The organism is Pseudacidovorax intermedius, from assembly GCF_003350475.1.
GTDB classification, from domain to species: domain Bacteria; phylum Pseudomonadota; class Gammaproteobacteria; order Burkholderiales; family Burkholderiaceae_C; genus Xenophilus; species Xenophilus intermedius.
Genome location: NZ_QQAV01000001.1, coordinates 847,411 through 872,641 on the forward strand (window position 1 = coordinate 847,411; position 25,231 = coordinate 872,641).

The 25,231-nt window shown below is 69.8% G+C and carries 25 protein-coding genes; 10 read left to right on the forward strand and 15 right to left on the reverse strand.

All coding sequences use genetic code 11. From position 1 onward, the window contains the following. Window positions 1-11: 11 nt before the first annotated feature. The 3 genes from DFR41_RS03710 to DFR41_RS03720 form a co-directional block, all read right to left on the reverse strand. Window positions 12-2,333 (reverse strand): N,N-dimethylformamidase beta subunit family domain-containing protein, encoded by a 2,322-nt coding sequence (locus DFR41_RS03710; RefSeq protein WP_114801724.1) that lies wholly within the window; start codon window positions 2,331-2,333, stop codon window positions 12-14. Beyond that, window positions 2,330-3,307, reverse strand: a complete 978-nt coding sequence (locus DFR41_RS03715; RefSeq protein ID WP_114801725.1) for a tripartite tricarboxylate transporter substrate-binding protein — start codon at window positions 3,305-3,307, stop codon at window positions 2,330-2,332. Before DFR41_RS03715 ends, DFR41_RS03710 begins: the two co-directional genes overlap by 4 nt. Before the next feature lie 137 nt (window positions 3,308-3,444). After that, a complete protein-coding gene (locus DFR41_RS03720; RefSeq protein WP_114801726.1) occupies window positions 3,445-4,878 on the reverse strand; it encodes an aminotransferase family protein in 1,434 nt (477 codons plus the stop codon). A 73-nt stretch (window positions 4,879-4,951) separates the two neighbouring features. On the opposite strand from DFR41_RS03720, the gene DFR41_RS03725 reads away from it, so the two are divergent. Beyond that, the gene (locus DFR41_RS03725; RefSeq protein WP_114801727.1) at window positions 4,952-5,869 is read left to right on the forward strand and encodes a LysR family transcriptional regulator; all 918 of its coding nucleotides are present in this window, start codon (window positions 4,952-4,954) and stop codon (window positions 5,867-5,869) included. Window positions 5,870-5,987: 118 nt separating this feature from the next. Beyond that, window positions 5,988-6,701, forward strand: coding sequence for a glutathione S-transferase N-terminal domain-containing protein (locus DFR41_RS03730; protein WP_114801728.1), 714 nt, complete (start codon window positions 5,988-5,990; stop codon window positions 6,699-6,701). 7 nt (window positions 6,702-6,708) lie between these two features. Here the strand turns inward: DFR41_RS03730 and DFR41_RS03735 are convergent, their stop codons facing one another. Beyond that, entirely contained in the window at window positions 6,709-7,041 is a 333-nt protein-coding gene (locus tag DFR41_RS03735; protein ID WP_114801729.1) for a hypothetical protein, read from the reverse strand. 236 nt (window positions 7,042-7,277) lie between these two features. On the opposite strand from DFR41_RS03735, the gene DFR41_RS03740 reads away from it, so the two are divergent. From DFR41_RS03740 to phaP, 6 genes are all read left to right on the forward strand, one after another. Then, window positions 7,278-7,700 (forward strand): PaaI family thioesterase, encoded by a 423-nt coding sequence (locus DFR41_RS03740; protein ID WP_114801730.1) that lies wholly within the window; start codon window positions 7,278-7,280, stop codon window positions 7,698-7,700. Window positions 7,701-7,792: 92 nt separating this feature from the next. Continuing rightward, window positions 7,793-9,085, forward strand: coding sequence for a solute carrier family 23 protein (locus DFR41_RS03745; RefSeq protein ID WP_114801731.1), 1,293 nt, complete (start codon window positions 7,793-7,795; stop codon window positions 9,083-9,085). Window positions 9,086-9,196: 111 nt separating this feature from the next. Further along, window positions 9,197-9,943, forward strand: a complete 747-nt coding sequence (minC, locus tag DFR41_RS03750; protein ID WP_114801732.1) for a septum site-determining protein MinC — start codon at window positions 9,197-9,199, stop codon at window positions 9,941-9,943. A gap of 74 nt (window positions 9,944-10,017) precedes the next feature. Further along, window positions 10,018-10,830, forward strand: coding sequence for a septum site-determining protein MinD (minD, locus tag DFR41_RS03755; protein WP_114801733.1), 813 nt, complete (start codon window positions 10,018-10,020; stop codon window positions 10,828-10,830). A 5-nt stretch (window positions 10,831-10,835) separates the two neighbouring features. Then, the gene (minE, locus tag DFR41_RS03760; RefSeq protein WP_017759337.1) at window positions 10,836-11,120 is read left to right on the forward strand and encodes a cell division topological specificity factor MinE; all 285 of its coding nucleotides are present in this window, start codon (window positions 10,836-10,838) and stop codon (window positions 11,118-11,120) included. A gap of 76 nt (window positions 11,121-11,196) precedes the next feature. Next, complete coding sequence (phaP, locus tag DFR41_RS03765; RefSeq protein WP_017759338.1) at window positions 11,197-11,715, forward strand: TIGR01841 family phasin; 519 nt, start codon at window positions 11,197-11,199, stop codon at window positions 11,713-11,715. A gap of 242 nt (window positions 11,716-11,957) precedes the next feature. Here phaP and DFR41_RS03770 read toward each other — a convergent pair whose 3' ends face one another. Next, a complete protein-coding gene (locus DFR41_RS03770; protein WP_114801734.1) occupies window positions 11,958-12,851 on the reverse strand; it encodes a transporter substrate-binding domain-containing protein in 894 nt (297 codons plus the stop codon). Between the two features lie 308 nt (window positions 12,852-13,159). Here DFR41_RS03770 and DFR41_RS03775 point away from each other — a divergent pair, with 308 nt between their 5' ends. After that, complete coding sequence (locus tag DFR41_RS03775; protein WP_114801735.1) at window positions 13,160-14,398, forward strand: D-amino acid dehydrogenase; 1,239 nt, start codon at window positions 13,160-13,162, stop codon at window positions 14,396-14,398. Between the two features lie 73 nt (window positions 14,399-14,471). Here the strand turns inward: DFR41_RS03775 and DFR41_RS03780 are convergent, their stop codons facing one another. From DFR41_RS03780 to DFR41_RS03790, 3 genes are all read right to left on the reverse strand, one after another. After that, window positions 14,472-15,212 (reverse strand): OmpW/AlkL family protein, encoded by a 741-nt coding sequence (locus DFR41_RS03780; RefSeq protein WP_017757385.1) that lies wholly within the window; start codon window positions 15,210-15,212, stop codon window positions 14,472-14,474. An 84-nt stretch (window positions 15,213-15,296) separates the two neighbouring features. Then, window positions 15,297-16,211: a LysR family transcriptional regulator gene (locus DFR41_RS03785; RefSeq protein WP_114801736.1), complete on the reverse strand. Its 915-nt coding sequence runs from the start codon at window positions 16,209-16,211 to the stop codon at window positions 15,297-15,299. Window positions 16,212-16,220: 9 nt separating this feature from the next. Continuing rightward, the gene (locus DFR41_RS03790; protein WP_017760137.1) at window positions 16,221-16,805 is read right to left on the reverse strand and encodes a cob(I)yrinic acid a,c-diamide adenosyltransferase; all 585 of its coding nucleotides are present in this window, start codon (window positions 16,803-16,805) and stop codon (window positions 16,221-16,223) included. A gap of 79 nt (window positions 16,806-16,884) precedes the next feature. On the opposite strand from DFR41_RS03790, the gene DFR41_RS03795 reads away from it, so the two are divergent. After that, entirely contained in the window at window positions 16,885-18,309 is a 1,425-nt protein-coding gene (locus DFR41_RS03795) for an FAD-binding oxidoreductase (protein WP_114801737.1), read from the forward strand. 82 nt (window positions 18,310-18,391) lie between these two features. Here DFR41_RS03795 and DFR41_RS03800 read toward each other — a convergent pair whose 3' ends face one another. From DFR41_RS03800 to mnmG, 7 genes are all read right to left on the reverse strand, one after another. Next, window positions 18,392-19,276 carry a CsgG/HfaB family protein gene (locus DFR41_RS03800; RefSeq protein ID WP_114801738.1) on the reverse strand — a complete coding sequence of 295 codons (885 nt, stop codon included), beginning with the start codon at window positions 19,274-19,276 and terminating at the stop codon, window positions 18,392-18,394. Between the two features lie 143 nt (window positions 19,277-19,419). Continuing rightward, window positions 19,420-20,388 (reverse strand): ParB/RepB/Spo0J family partition protein, encoded by a 969-nt coding sequence (locus DFR41_RS03805; RefSeq protein ID WP_114801739.1) that lies wholly within the window; start codon window positions 20,386-20,388, stop codon window positions 19,420-19,422. Further along, window positions 20,388-20,966: an RBBP9/YdeN family alpha/beta hydrolase gene (locus DFR41_RS03810; protein ID WP_114801740.1), complete on the reverse strand. Its 579-nt coding sequence runs from the start codon at window positions 20,964-20,966 to the stop codon at window positions 20,388-20,390. The genes DFR41_RS03805 and DFR41_RS03810 overlap by 1 nt, the downstream gene beginning before the upstream one ends. Before the next feature lie 20 nt (window positions 20,967-20,986). Further along, window positions 20,987-21,880: a ParA family protein gene (locus DFR41_RS03815; RefSeq protein ID WP_170159309.1), complete on the reverse strand. Its 894-nt coding sequence runs from the start codon at window positions 21,878-21,880 to the stop codon at window positions 20,987-20,989. Between the two features lie 40 nt (window positions 21,881-21,920). Next, window positions 21,921-22,535, reverse strand: coding sequence for a LysE family transporter (locus DFR41_RS03820; protein WP_114801741.1), 615 nt, complete (start codon window positions 22,533-22,535; stop codon window positions 21,921-21,923). A gap of 81 nt (window positions 22,536-22,616) precedes the next feature. Then, entirely contained in the window at window positions 22,617-23,270 is a 654-nt protein-coding gene (gene rsmG, locus DFR41_RS03825) for a 16S rRNA (guanine(527)-N(7))-methyltransferase RsmG (RefSeq protein ID WP_017760144.1), read from the reverse strand. Next, entirely contained in the window at window positions 23,267-25,213 is a 1,947-nt protein-coding gene (gene mnmG / locus DFR41_RS03830; protein WP_114801742.1) for a tRNA uridine-5-carboxymethylaminomethyl(34) synthesis enzyme MnmG, read from the reverse strand. The genes rsmG and mnmG overlap by 4 nt, the downstream gene beginning before the upstream one ends. Window positions 25,214-25,231: the final 18 nt, after the last annotated feature.

Here is a 25,231-nt window from a genome sequence, read left to right on the forward strand (position 1 = left end):
CGCGCGTGCGATCAGCCGGTCGGGCCGCCGGGTGGGCGCCTGCCATGCGGTGCAGGCACGTCGAAGTGGTGCAGCACGTTGCGCAGCAGCCGGTCGAAGGCCGGGTCGTGCCCCACGACCCAGGCCGCGCCGACCGCGCCCGCATGGAAGACCCGCCCGCCCTGGGGCCGCTGCCAGTCGATCATCTCGGCCGACAGGCCGCCGTCCAGCGCCTCGGTGGGTCGCGAGAACCAGTCCAGGTAGGCGTCCAGGGCGCCCGGCACGCGGCGGCGGCCCTGCGCGATCACCTGCAGGCCCGCGGGCGGCTCGGGCAGGACCTCGCCCGCCGGAGGCGCAGTGCCCGTCATCCGCCGCAGGCTGGCCACCGTCAGGTCCCATTCGTGGCCGATGGCGCGCGGCAGGCCGCCACCGGGCGCATGGCCGAAGGTGTCGCCCTCGGCCAGGCCGACGGGCAGCGGATTTGCGAAGAAGGGATGCTGCGCGGCCGTCACGTGGTACACGCCGAAGTCGCCGGCATCGGCAAAGCCCCAGCCCGCGGTCTCCAGCCCGATGATGCTCGCGGCCGAACGGCCCACGCCGCGCAGCTGGCCGCCGCGCATCCAGTCCTGGCTGTGGAATTCCTCGCCGAAGGGACCCGCGGGCGGGCGCAGCGCGGCCTGGGCCGGATCGGCGCCGCGCTCCTCGTTCTTGCGCTGCTCCATCACCGCCATGTCCTCGTCGAAGCTCACGCGCAGGTACATGGTGTTGCCCGACAGCACGAGCGCGCTGCCGCCGCGCCGCAGCAGGGCGTCGAAGGCGTCGACCACGGGCGTGGACCAGTACTCGCTGTGGCCATTGACCACCACGGTTCGGTAGCGCGCCAGCAGCGCCGGGTCGCGATGCACGTCCAGATCGGCCAGCAGGTCGAAGTCGTAGCCTTCCTTCTCCAGCCAGACATGCAGGCGGCGCTCCAGCCGCGTCCATTGGGCGAAGCCGCTGCCGGCCGGGTCGTAGAGCGCCGCCGGGCTGGCGTTGGGCCAGGGCATGCGCAGGCCGGTGAAGTAGCTGGGCTGGCCTGCGCGGTGGAAGGTGTAGCTGCAGTAGGCCGGCGCATCGGGATGGCTGTTGGGCAGGCCGGTGGATCGGCGCGGCCAGACCGGGTCGTCCACGGTGTTGCGTGCGAAGGGCGTCGCGGCATAGGCCAGCCAGCTGCTCATGGCGCACAGCACCAGCAGCGGCGCCGGCGCGGCACCGGCCGGACGCCTGACCAGGAAGGTGATGTCGTACACCGCCTCGCGCCCGTCCAGCTCGACGCCCAGCCGCGCCACATGCAGGCCGGGCTGCGCGTTCACCGGCAGCGTCACGCGATGGGTGATGGCCCATCGGCAGTCGTAGAGGTCGTCGGCCGCCAGCCGCAGGCCGTGGCACTGCCCGGCAGTGGCGAAGGGGTCGCCGTCACGGACAGCCACGGCCTCGTCGAAGCCGGGGCCGCGGATCATCCAGGTGCCGTGGTTGACGATGCGGCCGTTGCGCTGATGGCCGCTGGCATCGGCGACCACCTCGCCCCGTCCCTCGCGCAGCGGCCAGCAGGCGCGCAGGGCGGGATGGGCGGGCAGATGCCGGCCGCGATCGGTCACGCGCTGCGCCAGCGCCTCGGCCGGCAGCGCGCATTCGTGGATGGCCGGCAGGGCGAGGTCGACATCGGCAAAGGCCTGCGCCACGCCCCCGTCGCCGCAAGCGCCCAGCCGCAACGGCGCGGCGCCGGGACGAAGGAGGCCGGTCCAGGTCTGGCGGCCGACGCAGACGCCGTCGATCCACAGCGCCGACGTGCGGCCGTCCCAGGTCGCGGCCACATGCTGCCAGACGCGGGCCTTCAGCCGGCCGGCGGTCCAGCGATGGGTGGGGACAGCGCCGGCCGACGGCGCTCCGGCATCGGCCAGGCACAGGCCCAGCGCACCGTCCGATGCGATGAAGAGGCCGAAGCCGCCCTGTGCCGGGTCATCGCACTGCGTGATCAGTGCCTGGCGCGGACCGTCCACCCGCCAGGGCATCACCCAGCACTCCAGGCTGAGGCCCGGCAGGGCAATGCCGGCCGGCAGCCCACGTGGCACATGCACATAGGAGCCGGGATGAATCGGCTGGATGTGCGGCTGCACCCTGCCCAGGTCGGCCACCAGGCGGTCGCTGGCGCGGTCCTCGGGATCGTCGCCCAGGCGGTAGATGCCCAGCCGGCAGGGCCGGTCCACGCTCAGGTGCAGGTCGATGGCCTCGCCGGCATGCACGGTCTTGGCGCCCGTGTAGCCATGGACACCCGGCAGCGCCAGCGCACGGTGGGGCGGGATCGCCGCCGTCATTCGGTGGAGAAGCCGGAGGCCTTGATGACCGGTCCCCAGCGCTGCAGGTCTTCGGCGATCAGCCGCGTCAGGGCCTCGGGCGTGCTCGGGTTGGCGTCGCTGCTGAGCTTGGCCAGCCGCTCCTTCACGTCCGGCTGCGCCAGGGCCTTGCCGAGGGCGGCATGCAGCTGAGCGACCGTGGCGGCGGGGGTGGCGGCCGGCACGAACAGGCCGGTCCATTCGAGGTTGTCGAAATGCGGCTGGCCCAGCTCCTTGAGCGTGGGCACGTCCGGCAGCTGGGCCGCGCGCTGGGCGCCGTTGACCGCCAGGATCCTGATCTTGCCGGCCTGCTGGTACTGCACCAGATCGGCGATGGGCGTGATGCCGGCCGCCACCTGGTTGCCCAGCAGGTCCTGCACCAGCGGCGCGGCGCCGCGGTAGGGCACGGCGGTGAGCTTGACGCCGGCCTCGCTGCCCAGGCGGAAGCCGATGAACTGCGAGACGCTGCCCGGCGCCGGCACGCCGTAGCTGCCGCGCGAGGCGTCGGTGCGTGCCAGGGCCAGCCATTCGCGCACGTCCTTGGCCGGCAGGGCCGCGGGCACGGCCAGGCCTTCGTAGAAGGTGGCGATGCGACCGACGGCGGCGAAGTCCTTGACGGGGTCGTAGCGCACCGAGCGCGAGGTCAGCGGCAGCATCACCATCATGTGCATGTTGGCCAGCAGCACCGTCAGGCCATCGGGTGCGGTACCGCGCACATAGTCGGCGGCGATCTGGCCGCCGGCGCCCGTGCGGTTCTCGACCACCACGGTCACGCCGAGGTCGGCCGCCAGCTTGTCGGCCAGCGTGCGTGCCTGCACATCGGCCGAGCCGCCGGCCGGATAGCCGACGACAAGGCGCAGCGGGCCCTTGCCCGTGGGCACCTGCGCCGGTGCGGCGCAGGCGAAGGCCAGGCCGGCGCAGGCCAGGCCGAGGCGGAGGAAGGCAGGCAGTGTCATGGTGTCTTTCGCGGGTCGTGGAGGAAAAGGCGGGATCGGCCGGCCGGCGGTGCCGACAGCCGGGCCTGCAGGGGCGCCGTCCCTGCCAGGAGCGCGGGACGGCCGGCCGTGGGTTTTTCGATGAACGCCCTCTGGGCTCAGGTGAGGCCGCGCCGGACCACTTCGTCCGCCAGATCGTCCAGCGCGCGGCCCAGGCGGTCGACCAGCTCGTCGAGTTCGGGCTCGCTGATGGTCAGCGGGGGCGTGATCATCTGGAAGTCGCCGAAGGCCCCCAGGTTGGCGCGGCGGTTGTAGAGCGCGATGCCGTGGCGCAGACCGTGTTCGGTGAGCCGTGCCGGTGCGTTGAAGTCGGCCGGCAGTGAACGCCGCGTGGCCTTGTCTGCCACCAGCTCGATGGCGCTGAACAGGCCCAGGCCGCGCACATCACCCACGAGCGGCGAGCGCGCAGCGACGGCCTCCAGGCGGCGGCGCAGACCGACACCGCGCTCCCGGGCCCGCGCCACCAGGTCCAGACGCTCGACCTCGTCCATCACCGCGTTGGCGATGGCGCAGGACATCGGATTGGTGAAGTAGGTATGGCCGTGCACGAACCCGCCCGCGCCTGCCACCGCGTCCACGATGCGCGCCGGTGCCAGCAGGCAACCCAGCGGCGTGTAGCCGGCCGCCAGGCCCTTGGCCAGCGTCACCAGGTCGGGCCGGGCGCCCGGCCAGTGGTGCGCGGCGAGGAATTCGCCGGTGCGGCCGGCGCCGCTCATGATCTCGTCGTAGATCAGCAGCACACCGTGGCGTTCGCAGATCTGCCGCACCCGCTGGAAGTAGGCGGCCGGCGAGACCACGGCGCCGGTGGAAAGCCCTCCGATGGGCTCCAGGATGAAGGCCAGCACGGTCTCGGGACCTTCCTGCTCGATGGTGCGCTCCAGCGCGTCGGCGCAGGCCATGGCGTAGCTCTCGGCCGTGTGGCCTTCCGGCAGGCGGTAGCTCAGCGGCGCCGGCACCTTCGGCATGGGTTTGACCATGGGGCCATAGATGGCCTGGGTGTGCGCGTCCCCGGTCACGGCCAGTGCGCCCAGCGTGGAGCCGTGGTAGCTGGGGTCGCGCGAGATCACCTTCCAGCGCCCCGCCTGGCCTGTGACCACCGCGTACTGCCGCGCGAGCTTGAGGGCCGATTCGTTGGCCTCCGACCCACCCGAGACGAAGAAGGCCCGGTCGAAGCCCTCCCCGGCCAGCGCACAGAGCCGATCCGCCAGCGCGATGTTGTGCTCGCTTTCGAAGAAGCGCGGATAGGCGAAGCTCACGCGCTCGGCCTGCGCCTGCATGGCCGCGATCACATGCCGGTTGCCATGGCCGATGTTGGCGACCACGGCACCGGCGGTGGCGTCGAGGTAGCGGCGCCCATCCGCATCCCAGAGCCAGACGCCCTCGCCCCGACCCACGCGCGGAGGCCGCGCCGCGCCCCGGGGACTGTAGAAGCTGAGCACGGAGCCGCCGCGCGGCGTGTCGCCGATCAGGCGGGCAGGTTGCGGGGCAGCGCTGGCAGGCAGCGGGTCGATGTCGGAGGCGACGCGGTTCATGCGGCCGCACGATAAGGCGGGCCCGGCAATTGCACTAGCCGCATGGAACGATGAAGTCCTATACGCTCGCCGCATGAAGCCGATCCATGACCGCCTCGACCTGCTCGACACCTTCGTGCGTGTGGCCGAAGCCGGCTCGCTCAGCAAGGCCGCCCGGACGCTCGGCATCACGCAGCCCACCGCCAGCCGCCGCCTGCTGGAGCTGGAGCGCATGCTGGGCTGCAAGCTCGCCCTGCGCACCACGGCCAGCTTTTCGCTCACCGACGAAGGGCGGCAGCTGGTGGCCGAGGCGCGCGCGCTGGCCGACCGGTGGGCTGGACTGGCCGAGCGCATCTCCGGCGCCCGCAGCCGGCCGGAGGGCACACTGCGCGTGATCGGGCCATCGGGCTACGGCACGGGCTTTCTCACCGATGCCGTGACCGACCTGCGCGCCGCCTGGCCGCAACTGCGGGTCGAGCTGACGCTGACCGACCGCGTGGTGGACCTCGCCGCGTCAGGTGCCGAATGCTGGGTGTGCGTGGGCGAGGTGCGCGACCCCGGGCTGGTCAGTCGTACGCTGGGTTCGATGGAGCGTGTGCTGGTGGCCAGTCCGGCCCTGCTGGCACGAACCGGTCCCGTCACGCTGGCACGCCTGCCCACCCTGCCCTGCGTGGGCCTGGTGCCGCATGTGATGGGCACGCTGCGGCTGCTGGACAGGAGCGGCCGGGCGCAGATGGTGCCCATCGATACACCGCTGCGCACCGACAGCCTGCTGTCCAGCTACCGCGCCATCCTGAACGGCGACGGTATCGGCGCCGCAGCGCCCTGGATGTGCCAGGCGGATATCGACGCAGGCCGCGTCCGGCGCGTGCTGCCGCGGTGGTGGCTGGAGCCGGTGAGCATCCATGTGGCCATGCCACCGGGCGTCTATCGGCCCGCGCGCGTCACGGCCTTCATCGATGCGCTGCGGCGGCGCATGCACCGCCTGCCCGGATTCCAGCCCGCGGCCTGAGCGCCTGCAGCGCTGGCCGGGCAGGAGGTCGCCGCGTGGGCGCTTTGGCAGCCATGCCGGCACCGCGACCGGCCTTCTGGCATGCTGGCGCGCTCGCTCCCCAAGACTTCGACTCCCCATGTCCAACGACCTTTCCGCCTTCCCCATCACGCGCAAGTGGCCTGCCACGCATCCGGACCGGCTGCAGCTCTATTCGCTGCCCACGCCCAATGGCGTGAAGGCGTCGATCATGCTGGAGGAATGTGGCCTGCCCTACGAGGTGCACCGCGTGGACTTCGGCGCCAACGACCAGACCTCGCCCGAGTTCCTGTCGCTCAACCCGAACAACAAGATCCCGGCGATCCTCGACCCCAACGGACCCGACGGCCAGCCCCTGGCGCTGTTCGAGTCGGGCGCCATCCTGGTCTACCTGGCCGACAAGACCGGCCAGTTCATCCCCAAGGACGCCGCCGGCCGCTATCACGCGCTGCAGTGGCTGATGTTCCAGATGGGCGGCATCGGGCCGATGTTCGGCCAGCTGGGCTTCTTCCACAAGTTCGCCGGCAAGGACTACGAGGACAAGCGTCCGCGCGACCGCTACGTCGCCGAGTCCAAGCGACTGCTGGGCGTGCTGGACAAACACCTGGTGGGCAAGGACTGGGTACTGGGCAGCGACTATTCGATCGCAGACATCGCGATCTTCCCGTGGGTGCGCAACCTGGTCGGCTTCTACGAGGCGCGCGAACTGGTGGGCTTCGGCGACTTCGCGCAGGTGCAGCGCGTGCTGGACGCCTTCGTCGCGCGTCCGGCGGTCGCGCGCGGGCTGAACATTCCGCCCGCGCCCGCCAAGTAAGAAAGGCTCAGCGCCAGTGCAGCCGGCGCCGCACCACGGGCCGGCTGATGGCCGCGATGGCCAGGCCGGCGATGGCGGCCGAGGCGATCAGGGCGAAGGACTTGGAAATGACCAGGCCCTTCACCGGCCGACGTGCGCCTTCGTCGCGCTTGCGCGGCGGCGGGCTGACCGTCACCGACACCGGGTCGCTGGCGGGAAAGGACTGTTCGATGCCCTCGTCGAGCGTGGCCTCGTCGGGCTCGCGCTTCTCGGGCGGGGCCACCTTCTCGGCCGCCTGCGGATTGTCGGCAGTGGGAAAGCGGAAGGCGTCGGGCGGGGCGTTCTTGTCGTCCTGGCTCATGGGGGCTCCTCGTTCCATGGGGTGTAGAAAACCCGCGGTGCGGGCTGGCGGGCCAGCCTAGCGCGCCCGGGCGCGCGGACTGTGGGACCAGACCGCGAATCGGGTAGGAACAGCGTCGCGTCTGCGGGCGCGATGACGGGCAAATGGCCACCGCCCGCAGGCGACTGCACCGCCCCGGTGCGCTGGCTATAGTTCCGCGGCTCTTTCATCCAACCCGACAGCCGACGGAGACACCCATGTGCATATGGCAGAAACCCATCTCGATCGAGGAACTCACCCGCAGCCATGTGGGCACCGTGGGCGGCCACATCGGCCTGGAGTTCTTGGAGATCGGCGACGACTACATCGTCGGCCGCGTGCCGGTGGACGCCCGCACCATCCAGCCCTACGGCATCCTGCATGGCGGCGTGTCGGTGGTGCTGGCCGAGACGCTGGGTTCCTGCGGCGCCCACTATTCGGTGCCCGAGAACGAGCGTACCGTGGGCCTGGACATCAACGCCAACCACCTGCGCGCCGCCTCCAAGGGCTGGGTCACCGGCACCGCACGGCCGGTGCACCGCGGCCGCAGCACGCAGGTCTGGCAGATCGAGCTGCGCAACGACGACGGCGAGCTGACCTGCGTCTCGCGCCTGACCATGGCCGTGCTGCAGCCGCGCTGAGTCGCCCCGCCCGGCCCGCCTTTGCCCTGCCGCGGCGCAGCGAGGCGCCGCCGTGCTCCGTCATCGACCACAACACCTCCGAGGAGAAACCCATGAGCCTTTTCCAGTGGCGCGAAGTCGCCATGACCGGCAACACCGTCGTCGCGCCCGATGAGCGCCTGTCCTGGCCGCAGACCGGCGCCATGGGCGTGCAGCACGTCATCGCCATGTTCGGCGCCACGGTGCTGGCGCCCATCCTGATGGGCTTTAACCCCAACGTGGCCATCCTGATGAGCGGTCTGGGCACGCTGCTGTTCTACCTGCTCACGGGCGGCCGTGTGCCCAGCTACCTGGGCTCGAGCTTCGCCTTCATCGGCGTAGTGATCGCCGCGACCGGCTATGGCGGCCAGGGGCCCAACGCCAACCTGCCGGTGGCGCTGGGCGGCATCATCGTCTGCGGGCTGGTGTACTTCGGCATCGGCCTCTTGGTGCAGGCCATCGGCACCGGCTGGATCGAGCGCTTCATGCCGCCGGTGGTCACCGGCGCGGTGGTGGCGGTGATCGGCCTCAATCTGGCGAGCGTGCCGATCAAGAACATGGCGGCCGGCAACTTCGACAGCTGGATGCAGGCCATGACCTTCCTGTGCGTGGGCCTGGTGGCCGTGTTCGCGCGCGGCATGCTGCAGCGCCTGCTGATCCTGGCCGGCCTGCTGCTGGCCAGCGTGGTCTATGCCGTGCTGGCGAATGGCCTGGGCATGGGCAAGCCGCTGGACCTGTCGGGCGTGGCCGCCGCGGCCTGGGTCGGCATGCCGGCCTTCACCGGCCCGCGCTTCGACACCGGCGCCATGCTGCTGATCGCGCCGGTGGCCATCATCCTGGTGGCCGAGAACCTTGGCCACCTCAAGGCCGTCACGGCCATGACCGGCCGCAACCTCGACCCGCTGATCGGCCGCGCCTTCATGGGCGACGGCCTGGCCACCATGGTGAGCGGTTCGGCCGGCGGCACGGGTGTCACCACCTATGCCGAGAACATCGGCGTCATGGCCGCCACGCGCATCTACTCCACCGCCGTGTTCGTGGTGGCGGCCGTCATCGCGCTGGTGCTCGGCTTCAGTCCCAAGTTCGGCGCGCTGATCCAGGCCATTCCGCTGCCGGTGATGGGCGGCGTGTCGATCGTGGTGTTCGGCCTGATCGCTGTGGCCGGCGCCAAGATCTGGGTCGACAACCGGGTGGACTTCTCGGACAACCGCAACCTGATCGTCGCCGCGATCACGCTGATCCTGGGCACGGGCGACTTCACGCTGCGCTTCGGCCAGTTCGCGCTGGGCGGCATCGGCACCGCCACCTTCGGGGCCCTGCTGCTGTGGGCCATGCTGGGCCGCGGCGCAAACGCCCGGTCACATTGAGGCCCCCTGCGCAGCGCCGCCAGGCGGTGCTGCGCCGTTAGACTTCGAAGGTTTCGCCGTTCTGGCGAAACTTTTTTTCATTCATCCTCCATTTCTCCCCACCGTCCCTCGATGGCCGATGCTTCCGCCGCACGCGCACGCGCGGTTTTCGAATTCAAGAGTGCCACGCTGCCCCTGGTGGCGGTGATCCTCAAGACCGCCGACCTGTCCGTGCTGACGGCTGCGCTCGACGCGCAGCTGGCCGACTCGCCCGATTTCTTCGAGCAGGAGCCGGTGGTGATCGACCTCTCCCAGCTGCCCGAGGACGAGGCCGCCCGCAGCATCGACTTCAGGAAGCTGCGCACCATCCTCGCGCGGCACCAGACCCAGCCGGTGGCCGTGCGCGGCGCCGATGCGCGCCATGCCCAGGCCGCGCGCGCCGCGGGCCTGGCCATCGCTGCCTTGCCCAGCCCGGCCCCCGCCCGGCCGCCCGAGCCGCCCAGCCCCGCGCCGCAGATCGTGCGCGAGGTGCCGGTGCCGCAGGGCGGCACGCTGCTGATCGACCGGCCGCTGCGCTCGGGCCAGCAGGTGTATGCCCGCGGCGGCGACGTGATCGTCACCGGCCTCGTGAGCTTCGGCGCCGAGGTCATCGCCGACGGCAACGTGCATGTGTACGCGCCGCTGCGCGGCAAGGCCATCGCCGGGGCGCGCGGCGACACGGGTGCGCGCATCTTCACCACCTGCCTCGACGCGCAGCTGGTGGCCGTGGCCGGCGTGTACCGCACCTCGGAGGTGGCACTGCCCGCGGACGTGGCCGGCAAGCCCGCGCAGATCCGCCTGCAGGACGACAAGCTTCTGCTGGAAGCCATCACCGGTTGATGGCTCCCCGCAAAAAACCCCCCATTCCCCAGCGCAACAAGCGGCGCGAACCAGTCAAAAAAGGATTCAGGCAAATGACCAAGATCGTGGTGGTGACCTCGGGCAAGGGCGGCGTCGGCAAGACGACCTCCAGCGCGAGCTTCGCATCGGGCCTGGCCCTCGCGGGCAAGAAGACGGCCGTGATCGACTTCGACGTGGGCCTGCGCAACCTGGACCTGATCATGGGTTGCGAGCGCCGCGTGGTGTACGACTTCGTCAACGTGATCCAGGGCGAGGCCAACCTGACGCAGGCCCTGATCAAGGACAAGCTGTGCGACAACCTGTTCGTGCTGGCCGCCTCGCAGACGCGCGACAAGGAAGCGCTGACGCAGGAAGGCGTGGGCCGCGTGCTCGAAGAGCTCAAGACGATGGACTTCGACTACATCGTCTGCGACTCGCCCGCCGGCATCGAGACCGGCGCGCTGATGGCCATGCACTTCGCCGACGAGGCGCTGGTGGTGACCAACCCCGAGGTGTCCTCGGTGCGCGACTCCGACCGCATCCTGGGCATGCTCAGCTCCAAGACCAAGCGCGCCAAGGACGGGGCGGACCCGATCAAGGAGCACCTGCTCATCACCCGCTACAACCCCACGCGCGTGGCCGACGGCCAGATGCTGTCGCTGGAGGACATCCAGGACATCCTGCGCATTCCGCTGATCGGCGTGATCCCGGAGTCGGAGTCGGTGCTGCAGGCCTCCAACCAGGGCATCCCGGCGGTGCATGACAAGGAGAGCGACGTGGCCCAGGCCTACCTGGACGTGGTGGCGCGCTTCCTCGGCGAAGACCGTCCCATGCGTTTCACCGAAGCGGCCAAGCCCGGCTTCTTCAAGCGAATCTTCGGGAGGTAAGGCGCATGTCCTTCCTCTCCTTCCTGCTGGGCGAGAAGAAGAAGTCCGCGGCCGTCGCCAAGGAACGGCTGCAGATCATCCTGGCCCACGAGCGCGGCATCAACGCGCGCCGGCCCGACTACCTGCCGCAGTTGCAGCGCGAACTGCTGGAGGTGATCTCCAAGTACGTGTCGATCAAGGCCGAGGACATCAAGGTGCACCTGGAGAAGCAGGACGCGCTGGAAGTGCTCGAGGTCAAGATCGAGCTGCCGGACCTGCCGACCGCCGGCTCCACGCCCGCCGCCCGCTGACGCCCGGGCTTTGCGCCCGCGGCGGCTGCGGTTATCGTGGCCGCTCCACCGTATTCACCGAATGGAGAGACGCCCGATGGCCACCCGCAAGACCTCCTCGTCCACATCCGCCGGCGGCGCCGGCCCGCTGCCCGATCCCATGGCCGCGCTGGCCGGCATGCAGGAGGCGGCCTCCAAGTCGCTGCAGGAGATGGCCCAGCGCATGCAGGGCATGGACGTGACCGGCACGGCCGCCCTGCTGCTGGAGAACGGCCGCAAGGACATGGAGGCGATGGTCAAGGCCAGCGCGATGGCGCGCGAGGGCCTGCAGACCGTGGTGCAGCGCCAGACCGAGATGCTCAAGCAGTCCATCGAGCAGTGGCGCGACACGCTGCAGGCGATGCCCGGCCAGGACATGAAGGCCCAGCTCGGCAAGATCGACAGCATGGGCCGCGCCGGCTTCCAGCAGGCGCTGGAAGACATCCGCGAACTGGCCGACCTGACCGCCAAGTCCCAGGCCGAGGCTTTCGAGATCGTGCGCCAGCGCGTCAACGAAAACGTGGAACAGGCCCGCCAGCTGCTGGCCCAGGGCATGGACGCGCACAAGAAGCGCTGAGCCCGACTCACCCGCCGAACCCATGCAAAAGAGCCTCCCGCGGGAGGCTCTTTCAATTGGCAGGTAGCGAACGCAGGATCATCCGCTCGCCGGCAACCTCGACCCCACGACTGCACAGGAGGCCGCGGAGCAGGCCATACCGGCGGCTCCCGCGGAACCGGCTCTGCCGGGCCGCTGGGAGCGCCCCCCGGCAGGGGGGTCGGCGAAGCGGCACGCAGTGCCGCGCAGCCTGGGGGGCGAGCTCATGTCGCTGGCTTGTCGCTCAGCGCCTTGAGGTTGTCCTTCAGCTCCTTGCTCATCGGCAGCCCGATGGCCTGGTTCTTCGGCGGGATCGGGCCCATGAACCACTTGGCGTACATCTTCTCGAACTCGCCCGACTTCATGAGGCCGGTGAAGACGCCGTCCACCAGCGCCTTGAACTTCGGATCGTCCTTGCGCAGCATGCAGGCATAGGGCTCCACCTGCAGCGCCTCGCCCACCACCTCCAGGCTGGCCGGGTCCTTGGCGTTGGCCTTGAGGCCGAAGAGCAGGATGTCGTCCATCGGGAAGGCCGCGGCGCGGTCGCTCTCGACCAGCAGCAGCGCATCGGCATGGTCCTTGGTGCCAATGATGTCCAGGTCCAGCTTCTTCTCCTCGTTGTACTTGCGCACGACCAGCATGTTGGTGGTGCCGGTGGTGATGGCCACCTTCTTGCCCTTGAGGTCGGCCCAGTCCTTGATGTTGGAACTCTTCTTCACCAGCGCGCGGGTGCCGGTGTAGAAGTGGTTGATGGCGAAGGCCACGTCCTTGCCGCGGGCGGTGTTGTTGGTGGTGGAGCCGCACTCCAGGTCGATGGTGCCGTTGGTCAGCAGCGGGATGCGGTTCTGCGAGGTGACGGGCATCAGCGCCACTTCCAGGTTGGGCTTGTTGAGCTGCTTCTTGACCTCGGCCACCACGGCATTGCTCAGTTCCACCGCGAAGCCGATGGGCTTGCCGGGCGCTTCCAGGTAGCTGAAGGGCACCGAGGACTCGCGGTAGGCCAGGGTGATCTTGTTGTCCTTGTCGATCTTGGCCAGCGTGTCCTGGCCCTGGGCCTGGGCGGCCTGCAGGCCGGCGATGCCCAGCAGGGCGGCGATCATGAGGGGGGAAAGCTTCATGGAAACCTTTCTGTCGAAGATGCGTGTGAAGGAAGCGAGCACGACGGAAGAAGACGGACTCGTCAGGAACCCAAGCAAGGCGCCGGCCAGTGTGGCCGCAGGACCGGGCCGCCGCTCATGGTTTTTTCGCGGCTGGCCATGCCCAAAGCTTATGGATGCGCGCCGCCCCCCATGAGCTCGCGGCATGGCCCTGGATGGCTTTGGCATTGGCGGTGCGCAGGCACGCTCCGTAGAGTGCGGGTTCACCCTGACGGGCCAGCCCGCCGCCCTCTTCCGCGTTGTCCCCTCTCCTCCGTCCGCACACCACCATGCACATCTGCATCCTCGGCGCCGGCATCGTCGGCCTGGCCACCGCGTGGGAAGTCCAGGCCCAGGGCCACACCGTGACGGTGGTGGACCGCGCGGCGCCCGGCAGCGGCACCAGCAGCGGCAATGGCGCGCAGCTGAGCTACTCCTATGTGGCGCCGCTGGCCGATGCCTCCATCTGGGGCCAGTTGCCGCACCTGATGTTCTCGGCCGATTCGCCGCTGAAGCTGCGCCCCCAGCTGGACCCGCAGCAGTGGCGCTGGGGACTGGGCTTCATGGCGGCCTGCAACGACCGCAGCGCGGCACGCACGACGCAGGCCCTGCTGCAGCTGGCCGCTGCGAGCCGCGAGGGCTTCGAGGCCATGCGCGCGCAGCTTCAGCCCGACTGCGACTTTGCCGAGGCCGGCAAGCTGGTGCTCTACGGCAGTGCCGCGGGCGTGGAGGCGGCACGCCGGCAGGTGGCGCTGCAGCAATCGCTGGGTGGCGCGGCGCAGCGCGTGGTGACGCCGGACGAGGCCGTCGCGCTGGAGCCCGCCCTCGCCGGCTATCGCGGCCGTTTCGCCGGTGCCGTCTACACCGCAAGCGAGTGCGTGGCCGATTGCCTGAAGGTGTGCCAGGCGCTCGCTGCGGCCCTGCAGGCGCGCGGCGTGCAGTTCATCACGGCCGAGGTGCAGGGCTTCGAAGCCTCGCGTGGCCGTGCGAGGGCGGTGCGCACGCGCGAGCAAGGCGCCATCGCCGCCGATGCCTTCGTGGTCGCCGTCGGCGCCACCGCGGCGCGCTTCGGCCGCATGCTGGGCGCCTACCTGCCGGTATACCCCCTCAAGGGCTACAGCATCACGCTGCCGGTGCACGACACGCCGGGCGCGGCGCCGGTGGTGAGCGTGACGGACACGGCACGCAAGACGGTGTTCGCGCGCATCGGCCAGCGCCTGCGCGTGGCCGGCATGGCGGAGCTGGTGGGGGAGGACCTGCGCATCCCGCCCGCGCGCATCGCCACGCTGCAAGCGGCCACGCAGGCGGTGTTTCCGCAGGCTGCGGTGCAGGGCGCCGACCCGCAGCCCTGGGCGGGCCTACGGCCGGCCACGCCAAGCGGACTGCCGGTGGTGGGCCGCGCCGGGCGTGCGCCGGCCAACGTGCTCTTCAACGTCGGCCATGGCGCGCTGGGCTTCACGCTGGCCTTCGGCACGGCGCGCCAGGTGGCACACCTGTTGGCGGCGGACACCGCCCTGGTATCGGCCTGAAGAAACCACGGGAGCGGCGCCGGCATGCCCGTCCGCGGGCACGACGGTGGCCTGCGCACGCCCCTGGGCCGCGTCAGAAGCGGTAGGTGGCCGACAGGTAGGTCACCACGGGGTTGAGCTTGAGCCGCGCCTCGCTGGTGAGCAGCGGCAGGCCGGTCGCAGTCGTCGTGGTCAGCGTCGCCTTGGTCTTCAGCGGGATGTACGATACCGACAGCGAGATGCCCCAGTGGCGGTCGAACTGCCAGGCCGCGCCCACGTTGAACACCGGGGCGAAGGAGCTGTCGAGCTTGGCCGAGGTGACGGTGCTGAGCGGTGGGCGACCGGCCAGGCCGCCGACGGCGCCCTGCAGGCCCGGCGTGAGGCTCACGTCGCTGTACCAGACATAGGTGCCGCCTGCGCCGACAAAGGGCCGGAAGGCGTCGTTGCCGTTGCCGAAGTAGTACTTGCCCAGGATCGTGGGACTCCACTGCCGCGCCTCGCCCAGCTGGCCGACCCGCGCCAGCGTGCCTTCGCCATTGAGCTTGAACTTGGGCGGCACGCCGAGCACGCCTTCCACCGCCCAGTTCGGGTCGATGAAGTAGACGGCGCTCAGCCCCAGGGTGTCGGCACTGCTGACACCGGCGCCGGAGCCTGGCACCACGCTGGGAATGGGCGAGGTCACCGTCAGCGGCTTGCTGGAGTCGCGCGGGGAGAAATGGAGCCAGCCGGCGCCCATGACCCAGTCGCCCGCCTGCTGGGCCAGCGCCGGGGTGGCGGCCAGGCCACCCAGGGCGGCGAGGGTCAGAGTCTGGAGGAGTCGTTGTTGTCTCTGCATGGAAGAGTCCTTTGGATGAGGAATGCGTGCCGCCCACGGGCCGGCTCCAGGGCAGAGCCGACGATGCGAACGACCGTTCGCTTTTTATCCCAATTCCGGGGTGGACGCCGTCAGGACTTGTCTTACACACGCGAGCAGCGTGCGCATGGGCACCGACTCGCCCGCCTGCTCGGCCCGCAGCACGCGCACCGGCACCGGCAAGGCCGGCACCAGCGCCAGGCGGTCGACCTTGGCCGGGTCGGCCGACAGCGCCGTGCAGCCATCCACCAGGGCCGCGCCCAGGCCGTGGTGGGCCATGGCCAGTGCCGCGTGGTAGGTCTGCACCGTGACCACCGCCTGCAGGCCGACGCCGGCCTCGCGGCAGGCCTGGGCCACGCCCAGGCCGAGCGGATCGCGGCCATCCAGCGCGATCACCGGCACGTCGGCCAGGTCGGGCAGCGACAGGCGCCCCGCCTTCACCAACGCCGCCGGCAGCAGGCCGCGCGGCGCCACGCAGACCATGCGGCTGTCGGCCACCGGCTCGTTCACCAGGCCCGCATGCGGCAGCGCACTGAAGGCGAAGCCGATGTCCGCCTCGCGCAGCAGCAGGGCCGAGACGATCTGCGGCGTGTGCAGGGCCTCCACGCGGATCGCGACCGCCGGATGCTTGGCACGGAAGGCGACCAGCGCGCGCGGCAGCACCTCGTGGGTCAGCGCCATCACCGCCAGGATGCGCAGCTCGCCCGCCACTTCGCCGCCATGGCGCAGCTGGCTGGCCAGGCGCTGCACCTCGTCGAGCTGCGCGAACAGCCGCTCGATGCGTGGATAGAGCGCCTGCGCCTCGGCCGTGGGAATGAGCCGCCCCTTGGCACGCCGGAAAAGCGCGAAGCCCAGCTGCAGCTCGGCATGCTGCAGCGTGCGGCTGACCGCCGGCTGCGTGACGTTGATGAGCCGCGCCGCCGCGCTCACGCTGCCGGTGAGCATCACGGCATTGAAGACCTCGATGTGGCGCAGGCGCATGCGGTGGGGTCAGTCGCCGGAGGTCGATGCGTCCTGCGCCGCGCGCGCCATGCGCTCGCTCTTCCAGTAGACGTCATCGCCGCCATCCACGCGGTTCAGCACGCGGGCCAGCACGAAGAGCAGGTCCGAGAGCCGGTTGAGGTAGCGCCGCGGCGCGTCGTTGACCACCTCCACCGCGCCCAGCGCGACGATGGCCCGCTCGGCCCGGCGGGCCACGGTGCGGCACACATGGGCCTGCGCGGCGGCGCGCGTGCCGGCGGGCAGGATGAACTCGGCCAGGCGCGGCAGCGTGGCGTTGTGCGTCTCCAGCGCCTGGTCCAGCTGCAGCAGCGCCTCGTCCTTGAGCAGCGTGTAGCCGGGCATGGCCAGTTCGCCGCCGAGGTTGAAGAGCTGGTGCTGCACATCGACCAGCAGCTCGCGCACGTCGGCGGGCAGCGGCTCGCACAGCAACAGGCCGATGTGGGAGTTGAGCTCGTCCACATCGCCCATGGCATGCACGCGCAGGTGGCCCTTGGAGACGCGGGTGTTGTCGCCCAGGCCGGTGCTGCCGTCGTCGCCGGTGCGGGTGGCGATCTGGGTGAGGCGGTTGCCCATGCGGAATCCTTCCTTGACTGCGGTTCCTAGAATGGTAGACCGCGCCGGCATACGCCCGGCAGCCTGAAGGAGACACCCCATGAACGCCCCCGCCGACCTCGCCCGCCTGCATCCCGCCGTAGCACCGCGCCCGGTGCCCGAGTCGCTGCTGGCCGCGCTGCGCGAGCGCTTCGGCGCGCAATGTTCCACGGCGATGGCCGTGCGCGAGCAGCATGGGCGCGACGAGTCCCCCTTCGACGTGCCGCCGCCTGCCGCCGTCGTCTTTGCCGAAAGCACGCGCGACGTGGCCGATGCGGTGAAGCTCGCGTCGGACGCGGACGTGCCTGTGATCCCCTTCGGCGTGGGCTCTTCGCTGGAAGGCCACCTGCTGGCCGTGCAGGGCGGCATCAGCATCGACCTGTCGCGCATGAAACAGGTGCTGGCGGTCAACGCCGAGGACCTCACGGTGACCGTGCAGCCGGGTGTGACCCGTCGGCAACTCAATGAGGAGTTGCGTTCCATCGGCCTCTTCTTTCCCATCGACCCGGGCGCGGATGCCAGCATCGGCGGCATGACGGCCACACGCGCCAGCGGCACGAATGCCGTGCGCTACGGCACCATGCGCGAGAACGTGCTGGCGCTGGAGGTGGTGACGGCCAGCGGCGAGACCATTCGCACCGGCACGCGCGCGCGCAAGTCCTCGGCCGGCTACGACCTCACGCGACTGATCGTGGGCAGCGAAGGCACGCTGGGCATCGCCACCGAGATCACCCTGCGCATCTATCCGCTGCCCGAGGCAGTGTCGGCCGCCATCTGCTCCTTCCCGAGCATCGAGGCGGCGGTGCGCACCACCATCCAGGTCATCCAGCTGGGCGTGCCGATCGCGCGGGTGGAGCTGATCGACGTGAACTCGGTGCGCATGGTCAATGCCCACTCCAGGTTGAATCTGCGCGAGCAGCCGATGCTGCTGATGGAGTTCCACGGCTCGCCCGCCGGCGTGCAGGAGCAGGCCGAGACGGTGCAGGCCATCGCCAGCGAGATGGGTGGCAACGACTTCGAATGGGCCACGACGCCGGAGGAGCGCACCCGGCTGTGGACGGCGCGGCACAACGCCTACTTCGCGGCCGTGCAGTCGCGCCCCGGCTGCCGCGCCGTGACCACCGACACCTGCGTGCCGATCTCGCGCCTGGCCGACTGCCTGCTGGCCTCGGTGGACGAGGTGGACGCCAGCGGCATCCCCTACTTCCTGGTGGGTCATGTGGGCGACGGCAACTTCCACTTCGGCTACCTGATCGATCCGCACGACCCCGACGAGCGCCTGCGCGCCGAGCAGCTGAGCCACAACCTGGTGTCGCGCGCCATCGCCATGGGCGGCACCTGCACCGGCGAGCATGGCATCGGCCTGCACAAGATGGGCTTCCTGATCGACGAGGCCGGCGAAGGCGCGGTGGCCATGATGCGCACGCTGAAGAAGGCGCTGGACCCGAAGAACATCCTCAACCCGGGCAAGATCTTCAGCCTGTAAGCGCATGCCGTGGCGGGCCGCGGCTTCGACGAGCTCAGCCCGAACGGTTGCGGGAAAAAGCCGGCGTCCACCGGCCCCGCCCTTACTTCTTCTGCCGCGGCGCCGAGGTCTGCGACGGCGCGACGCCGCCATCCACGCCCAACCGGCCACCACCGCCCAGACCCTGGCCCCGCACCGTCTGCGCCTGGTAGTTGCGCAGCGACACCACCATCTGGTTGTAGGCATCCATGAAGGCAGCGCTGATCACCTTGCCCTGGGCCGTGTTGGCGTAGCCCCCCACCGCACCGCCCGCCCGGCTGCCGAAGAGCGAGCCCATGGCGCCGAAGTCGGTCTTGGAGGCGCTGCCCTCGGCCGCCGCGATCTGCACGCCCGAGCGGTTGTCGATCAGGGTCAGCATCGTGCTGGCTTCCTTGGTCTGCATGCTGCCGCCCACGGCCGCCAGGGCGCGGCCCCGGTTGCCGCCGATCAGGCCGCCCAGCGTGCCGCCGATGCCACCCGCGTCGTTGTTGTTGAAGACGACCTCGGGCGACAGGCCGTAGTCCGAGGCCACCATCTGGCCGCGGCCGAAGTTGCTTCCCTGGCGCATCTCGCCCGACTGCATCAGCGCGCGCTCGCGGCTCATGGCGTTCATGCCGGCGGCGCCGCGCTCCACCACCACGAAGCAGTTGGACTGCTGGATCAGGAGGCGCAGCAGGGTGGCCGTGGGCGGCAGCTTGTACTGGTTGGTCAGCACCGTGTACCAGCCGGCCGACTGGTTCTCGATGAGGGAGACGGTGCCCAGCGGCGACTCGCAGCGCTCCAACTGGCCGCTGGCATTGACGCTGGTGCCACCCGCCGCGCCGCCGGTGGCCACGGTCTTGGCGGACTGGCTGCCCATCTGCAGGTCGGTGGTCTGGCAACCGGCCAAGGCCAGCAGGCCGGTCAATGCCAGGGCAAGGCGGGGAAGAATGGGCGTCGTCGAATTCATGGTCGGCCTCTCGCGGGTTGGAGACATGCCGTCGTGCCAGGGCAGACGGTGCGGCCGCAGCTTATCGGTGCGCCTGTGCACCCCGCATCCGACGAAAGTGGAAGGCGGCGGCATAGAACTGCCGCGCCCATCTTGCGGGTCGCCTATCCCGCCGTGGAGCCACGCAGCCGTTCGATCAGGCCATTCAGCGCATCCAGCGAGCCGAAGTGGATCGCCAGTTCGCCGCTCATCTGCGTCTGGCCGCCGCGCTTGCTCTGCTTCTTGATGCGCACCTCGACGGCGGCGGTGAGCAGGTCGGCCAGTTCTTCCTCGACGCGCTGCAGGTCGCGCGGCTTCTCGGGGGCTGCGCGCTGGGCCTGGGGCTGCAGACTGAATTCGGCGGACAGCTTCTTGACCAGGCCCTCCGTCTCGCGCACCGACAGCTTGCGGGCCACGATCTGGTTGGCGGCGGTGATCTGCGCGGCACGGTCCAGGGCCAGCAGTGCGCGGGCATGGCCCATGTCCAGGTCGCCGGCCATGAGCAGGCCCTGCACTGGATCGGCCAGGTTGAGCAAGCGCAGCAGATTGCTGGCCGCGCTGCGCGAACGGCCCACGGCCTGGGCGGCCTGTTCGTGCGTGAGGCCGAACTCGCTCACCAGCCGTTGCAGGCCCTGGGCCTCTTCCAGCGGGTTGAGGTCCTCGCGCTGGATGTTCTCGATCAGCGACATGGCCGCGGCGGCCTCGTTGGGCACGTCGCGCACCAACACGGGCACGCTGTCCAGGCCCGCGATCTTCGCGGCGCGGAAGCGCCGCTCGCCGGCGATGATTTCGTATTCGGCGTTCTTGGCGGCGGCCTGCTCGGCATCGAGCCGGCGCACCAGGATCGGCTGCATGATGCCCTGGGCCTTGATGCTCTCGGCCAGCTCGTACAACGCGCCCTCGTCCATGCGGGTGCGAGGCTGGTAGACGCCCGCCACCATCTGGTTCAGGGCCAGGGTGCTGGGATTGCCGTTGTGGCGCGGCGTGGTGGACTCTGCCTCGGCCGTGGCCGCGTCGTCGGTATTGCGGCCCGCGGCGGGGCCCAGCAGGGCTTCGAGGCCGCGTCCGAGGCCCTTGGGTTTCTTGGTTGCCATCAGCAGGGAGAAGAAGTGGGTTGCGGGGGGCGGATAAGCGCATCCAGCAGGGCGCGGCCTTCCGGCCAGTCGCCCAGGCCCGAGTCGGCATTGAGATGGCCGCAGGCGCCGGCATCCACGAAGCGGGCGCCCCAGTGGCGCGCCAGTTCGCGGGCCTTGTCGGCGTCGCAGTAAGGGTCGTTGGTGGCGCCCACCAGCACGGCCGGGAAGGGCAAGGCCTGGCGCACGATGGGCGCCCAGCCGGGAATCTGGTGGCGCAGCGATTCGCGCTCGACGTCGCCGGGCGCCACCAGCAGCGCGCCACGCACGCGGGCCGTGTGGCGCGAATGGGCGGCCCAGGCCGCGGTCAGGATGCAGCCCAGGCTGTGAGCGGCCAGCACCACCGGCCCAGGCGCAGCGAGGATCTCCTCCTCCAGCCGCGCGCACCAGTCGCCGCGCAGCGGGCGCATCCAGTCGTGCTGCTCGACGCGGTGGTCGCCATGCAGCGCCTCCCAGCGCGTCTGCCAGTGGCCGGGTCCGCTGTTCTGCCAACCTGGCAGCAGGAACACGTTTACCGGCTCGGTAGGATGTGGATTCATTGCTATGAAAAGCGTAGCGATCAGGCGGCCGACGGAGGCGCGTCGCCCGCCTCGTCCGGGGCCGCGTCCGCCTGCTCCTCGCCCGCCACGGCATGCAGCACCGGCACCGTCTGCGGTGCGGGCGGCGTGGGCGCGGCCAGGGCGCTGGCCGGCGGCATCTTGCGCACCAGTTCCTCGGCGAAGGCCACATAGGCCTGGCTGCCGCGCGCGCCGGCGTCGAAGACCACGCCGGGCAGGCCATAGCTCGGCGCCTCGGCGAGGCGCACATTGCGGGGAATGACGGTGTCGAACACCTTGTCGCCGAAATGCGCCTTCAGCTGGTCGCTCACCTGCTGCTGGAGGGTGATGCGCGGATCGAACATCACCCGCAGCAGGCCGATGATCTGCAGGTTCTTGTTGAGGTTGGCGTGCACCTGCTTGATGGTGTTGACCAGATCGGTCAGGCCTTCGAGCGCGAAGTATTCGCACTGCATGGGCACGATCACGCCATGGGCGGCGCACAGGCCATTGAGCGTCAGCAGGCTGAGCGAGGGCGGGCAATCGATGAGCACGAAGTCGTACTCGGCGCCAACGGCGGCCAGCGCGGTGCGCAGACGCTTCTCGCGGCGGTCCAGGGCGACCATCTCCACCTCGGCGCCCGCCAGCTCGCGGTTGGCGGGCAGCACGTCGTAGCCGCAGGCCTCCACCGACACCCTGGCTTCGGCCACCGAGGCCGATTCGAGCAGCACGTCGTAGACGGTGTACTCGGCGCTGCGCTTGTCGATGCCCGAACCCATGGTCGCGTTGCCCTGCGGATCCAGGTCGATCATCAGCACACGCTGGCCGACCTTCGCCAGGCCGGCGGCGAGGTTGACGGTGGTGGTGGTCTTGCCCACCCCACCCTTTTGGTTGGCGATGCAGAAGATGCGGGCCATGTCGCTTGGATTCCTGATGTCGGCGGCGGGGTGGGAGGGTTTACTGGCTCAGTGCCAGCTTGACGCCGAAAGCCACCAGCACACCACCCGCTGTCTTTTCGAGCAGGCTGGACAGGCGGCGGTTGGCGCGCAGCTTGTCGGCCAGATGGCGGGTGAGCAGCACGGCCACCAGTCCGTAGCCAAAAGTGAGGGCCGCGATCGTCAACGACATCGCAGCGAAGGTCAGCATGCCCCGGTGGTGGGCCGGATCGATGAAGAGCGGGAAGAAGGCCATGTAGAACACGATGGCCTTGGGATTCAGGAGGGTGATCGCCAGCGACTGCCGCAGGTAGTGGCCCGGACGGATGTCGATCACGGCCTTGTCACCCGGGCGGGCCCGCAGCATCCGCAGCCCCATCCAGGCGAGGTAGCCGGCGCCCAGCCATTGCACGGCATGGAAGGCTGCAGGATAGGCGGCCAGCAGCGCAGCCACGCCCGCGACGGCGGACCACATCAGCACCTGGTCGCCCAGGATCACGCCCAGCGTGGCCGCCAGACCCCCACGCACGCCGCCCTTGGCCGTGGAACTCACCAAGGCCAGGTTGCCCGGACCGGGAATGGCCAGGAACACGAGGATGGCGGCGACAAAGGCGCCGTAGTCGGAGATGCCGAACATGGGAGTGAGCTGCGGGAGGGAGCGGCGAGTCTACGCGAGCAAGGCGACGGAGCTGCCGTTTGGCAGCCGCTTGCAGGCAAGTCAGCTTTGTTTTTTGCGCATCCAGACGATGCAGCGCTCGGCGTCCAGGCCGGGGACAATAAGTTGTTCCACGTGAAACACATCCACGGAGGCCTGAAGCCGCTCGATCTCCTCGTCCGGTTGCTTTCCCTTCATCGCCATCCAGATGCCCGCGGGAGTCAGAAGCTGGGCAGAGCCATCCACGAAATCGACCAGCGACGCAAAAGCGCGCGAAGTGATCACGTCGTAGCGTCCCTCCAGCGTCTCCACGCGCGCGTGGAGACCGCGAAGTCGGGGCAATCGCAGGGCGCCGGCCATCTGCTGGACAAAAGCCATCTTCTTGGCGACCGCATCCAGGCAATGCACTTCCAGGTCGGGACGGCAAATGGCGATCACGACCCCGGGCAGGCCGGCGCCCGAGCCCACGTCCAGCAGGCGCCCTTCCCCCGGTTGCTGTCGCCCCAGGGCTGGAATCGCAGCAAGGCTGTCCAGCAGGTGGTGCGTGATGACCAGCGCCGGATCGCGTAGCGCCGTGAGGTTGTAGACCTTGTTCCACTTGAGGATGGCACTGCCGTAGTCCAGCAGCTGACCGATCTGCGCATCGGTCAAGTCCAGTCCCAGCGTTCGGGCGCCCTCCTCCAGTTGTTCGCGTTTCGCTTGGCTCACGACACTCATGCGGGCACCGTCTCCGTGTCCTTCTGCTGGAAGGCCTTGTAGCCACCCTTGCGCAGATGAATCATCAACAAGGAAATCGCCGCAGGCGTGATGCCGGAGATGCGCGACGCTTGCCCCAGGGTTTCCGGCCGATGCTTGCTGAGCTTCTGCCGCACCTCGATGCTGAGTGCCTGGACCTGCATGTAGTCGAGGTCGTCCGGCAGGCGCAGGCTCTCGAAGTGCGCGGCGCGCTGCACTTCTTCGTGCTGCTTTTCGATGTAGCCCGCGTACTTGGCCGCGATCTCCACCTGCTCCACTTCGTCCGGCGCCAGCGGCTGCGCGGGCCGGTACTTGCCGCCGTCCAGCGACAACAGGCTGTCGTAGCTGATGTTCGGCCGGCGCAGCAGATCGCCCAGGTTGTATTCGTGCTCGATGGCCTTGCCCAGCACACGTTCGGACTCGCTGGCCGGCAGGTTGCGGGGATTCACCCAGGTCGATTTGAGCCGCTCTGTTTCACGTGAAACAGCGTCGCGCTTCCGGCAGAAGGCGTCCCATTGCGCCTCGCCCACCAGCCCCAGCACCCGGCCCGCCTCGGTCAGGCGCATGTCCGCGTTGTCCTCGCGCAGCTGGAGCCGGAACTCGGCCCGGCTCGTGAACATGCGGTAGGGCTCGGTCACACCCTTGGTGATCAGGTCATCCACCAGCACGCCCAGGTAGGCCTCGTCCCGCCGGGGCACCCAGGCCTCCTTCTCCTGGCACAGCAGCGCGGCATTCAGCCCGGCGAATAGGCCCTGCGCCGCGGCCTCCTCGTAGCCCGTGGTGCCGTTGATCTGCCCGGCAAAGAACAGGCCCTGGATCGCGCGCGTCTCGAAGCTGCTCTTCAGGCCGCGCGGGTCGAAGTAGTCGTATTCGATCGCGTAGCCCGGGCGCAGGATGTGTGCGTTCTGCAGGCCCGGCATGCTGCGCACCATGGCGAGCTGGATGTCGAAGGGCAGGCTTGTGGAAATGCCGTTGGGGTAGTACTCGTGTGTGGTCAGGCCTTCGGGCTCCAGGAAGATCTGGTGGCTGTCCTTGTCCGCGAAGCGATTGATCTTGTCTTCGACGCTCGGGCAGTAGCGGGGGCCCACACCGTCGATGCGGCCGGTGAACATGGGCGAACGATCGAAGCCCGAGCGGATGATGTCGTGCGTCTGCGCATTGGTGTGCGTGATCCAGCACGGCATCTGCTGCGGATGCATGTCGGCCCGGCCCATGAAGCTGAACACCGGCATGGCGGGATTGCCGCCCCCGGGCATGCCGTCGCCCGGCTGCTCCGTGCACTGCGAAAAGTCGATGGTGCGGCCATCGATGCGCGGCGGCGTGCCGGTCTTCAGGCGTCCCTGCGGCAGCTTGAGTTCCTTGAGCCGCGCCGACAGGCTGACCGCAGGTGGGTCCCCTGCCCGGCCGGCCTGGTAGTTGTCCAGTCCGACGTGGATGCGGCCATCCAGAAAGGTGCCCGCCGTCAGCACCACCGCCCGCGCGCGGAAGGCAACGCCCACCTGCGTGACGGCGCCGACCACGCGGTCGCCCTCCAGCAGCAGATCGTCCACGGCCTGCTGGAACAGCGTGAGGTTGGGCTGGTTCTCCAGCCGATGCCGGATGGCGGCCTTGTACAGGATGCGGTCCGCCTGCGCCCGAGTGGCGCGCACGGCCGGTCCCTTGCTGGAATTGAGGATGCGGAACTGGATGCCCGCCTCGTCGGTCGCGATGGCCATGGCGCCGCCCAGGGCGTCCACTTCCTTGACCAGATGGCCCTTGCCGATGCCGCCGATGGACGGATTGCAGCTCATCTGGCCGAGGGTCTCGATGTTGTGCGTGAGCAGCAGCGTGCGGCAGCCCATTCGGGCTGCGGCCAGCGCCGCCTCGGTGCCGGCGTGGCCGCCACCGACGACGATCACGTCGAAGGAATCGGGATGGATGTACATGTGAATGTCTCGAAAAAA

Bases quoted from the DNA above. Each gene is read 5' to 3' on its own strand.
- rsmG (WP_017760144.1), bottom strand. From the start codon at position 23,270: ATGAGTGTCGTGAGCCAAGCGAAACGCGAACAACTGGAGGAGGGCGCC.
- DFR41_RS03815 (WP_170159309.1), bottom strand. From the start codon at position 21,880: ATGGCCCGCATCTTCTGCATCGCCAACCAAAAGGGTGGGGTGGGCAAG.
- minD (WP_114801733.1), top strand. From the start codon at position 10,018: ATGACCAAGATCGTGGTGGTGACCTCGGGCAAGGGCGGCGTCGGCAAG.
- DFR41_RS03720 (WP_114801726.1), bottom strand. From the start codon at position 4,878: ATGAACCGCGTCGCCTCCGACATCGACCCGCTGCCTGCCAGCGCTGCC.
- DFR41_RS03785 (WP_114801736.1), bottom strand. From the start codon at position 16,211: ATGCGCCTGCGCCACATCGAGGTCTTCAATGCCGTGATGCTCACCGGC.
- DFR41_RS03725 (WP_114801727.1), top strand. From the start codon at position 4,952: ATGAAGCCGATCCATGACCGCCTCGACCTGCTCGACACCTTCGTGCGT.
- DFR41_RS03775 (WP_114801735.1), top strand. From the start codon at position 13,160: ATGCACATCTGCATCCTCGGCGCCGGCATCGTCGGCCTGGCCACCGCG.
- DFR41_RS03710 (WP_114801724.1), bottom strand. From the start codon at position 2,333: ATGACGGCGGCGATCCCGCCCCACCGTGCGCTGGCGCTGCCGGGTGTC.
- DFR41_RS03795 (WP_114801737.1), top strand. From the start codon at position 16,885: ATGAACGCCCCCGCCGACCTCGCCCGCCTGCATCCCGCCGTAGCACCG.
- DFR41_RS03740 (WP_114801730.1), top strand. From the start codon at position 7,278: ATGTGCATATGGCAGAAACCCATCTCGATCGAGGAACTCACCCGCAGC.
- phaP (WP_017759338.1), top strand. From the start codon at position 11,197: ATGGCCACCCGCAAGACCTCCTCGTCCACATCCGCCGGCGGCGCCGGC.
- DFR41_RS03770 (WP_114801734.1), bottom strand. From the start codon at position 12,851: ATGAAGCTTTCCCCCCTCATGATCGCCGCCCTGCTGGGCATCGCCGGC.
- DFR41_RS03745 (WP_114801731.1), top strand. From the start codon at position 7,793: ATGAGCCTTTTCCAGTGGCGCGAAGTCGCCATGACCGGCAACACCGTC.
- DFR41_RS03730 (WP_114801728.1), top strand. From the start codon at position 5,988: ATGTCCAACGACCTTTCCGCCTTCCCCATCACGCGCAAGTGGCCTGCC.
- DFR41_RS03805 (WP_114801739.1), bottom strand. From the start codon at position 20,388: ATGGCAACCAAGAAACCCAAGGGCCTCGGACGCGGCCTCGAAGCCCTG.
- DFR41_RS03715 (WP_114801725.1), bottom strand. From the start codon at position 3,307: ATGACACTGCCTGCCTTCCTCCGCCTCGGCCTGGCCTGCGCCGGCCTG.
- DFR41_RS03790 (WP_017760137.1), bottom strand. From the start codon at position 16,805: ATGGGCAACCGCCTCACCCAGATCGCCACCCGCACCGGCGACGACGGC.
- DFR41_RS03735 (WP_114801729.1), bottom strand. From the start codon at position 7,041: ATGAGCCAGGACGACAAGAACGCCCCGCCCGACGCCTTCCGCTTTCCC.
- DFR41_RS03820 (WP_114801741.1), bottom strand. From the start codon at position 22,535: ATGTTCGGCATCTCCGACTACGGCGCCTTTGTCGCCGCCATCCTCGTG.
- minC (WP_114801732.1), top strand. From the start codon at position 9,197: ATGGCCGATGCTTCCGCCGCACGCGCACGCGCGGTTTTCGAATTCAAG.
- DFR41_RS03810 (WP_114801740.1), bottom strand. From the start codon at position 20,966: ATGAATCCACATCCTACCGAGCCGGTAAACGTGTTCCTGCTGCCAGGT.
- minE (WP_017759337.1), top strand. From the start codon at position 10,836: ATGTCCTTCCTCTCCTTCCTGCTGGGCGAGAAGAAGAAGTCCGCGGCC.
- DFR41_RS03780 (WP_017757385.1), bottom strand. From the start codon at position 15,212: ATGCAGAGACAACAACGACTCCTCCAGACTCTGACCCTCGCCGCCCTG.
- mnmG (WP_114801742.1), bottom strand. From the start codon at position 25,213: ATGTACATCCATCCCGATTCCTTCGACGTGATCGTCGTCGGTGGCGGC.
- DFR41_RS03800 (WP_114801738.1), bottom strand. From the start codon at position 19,276: ATGAATTCGACGACGCCCATTCTTCCCCGCCTTGCCCTGGCATTGACC.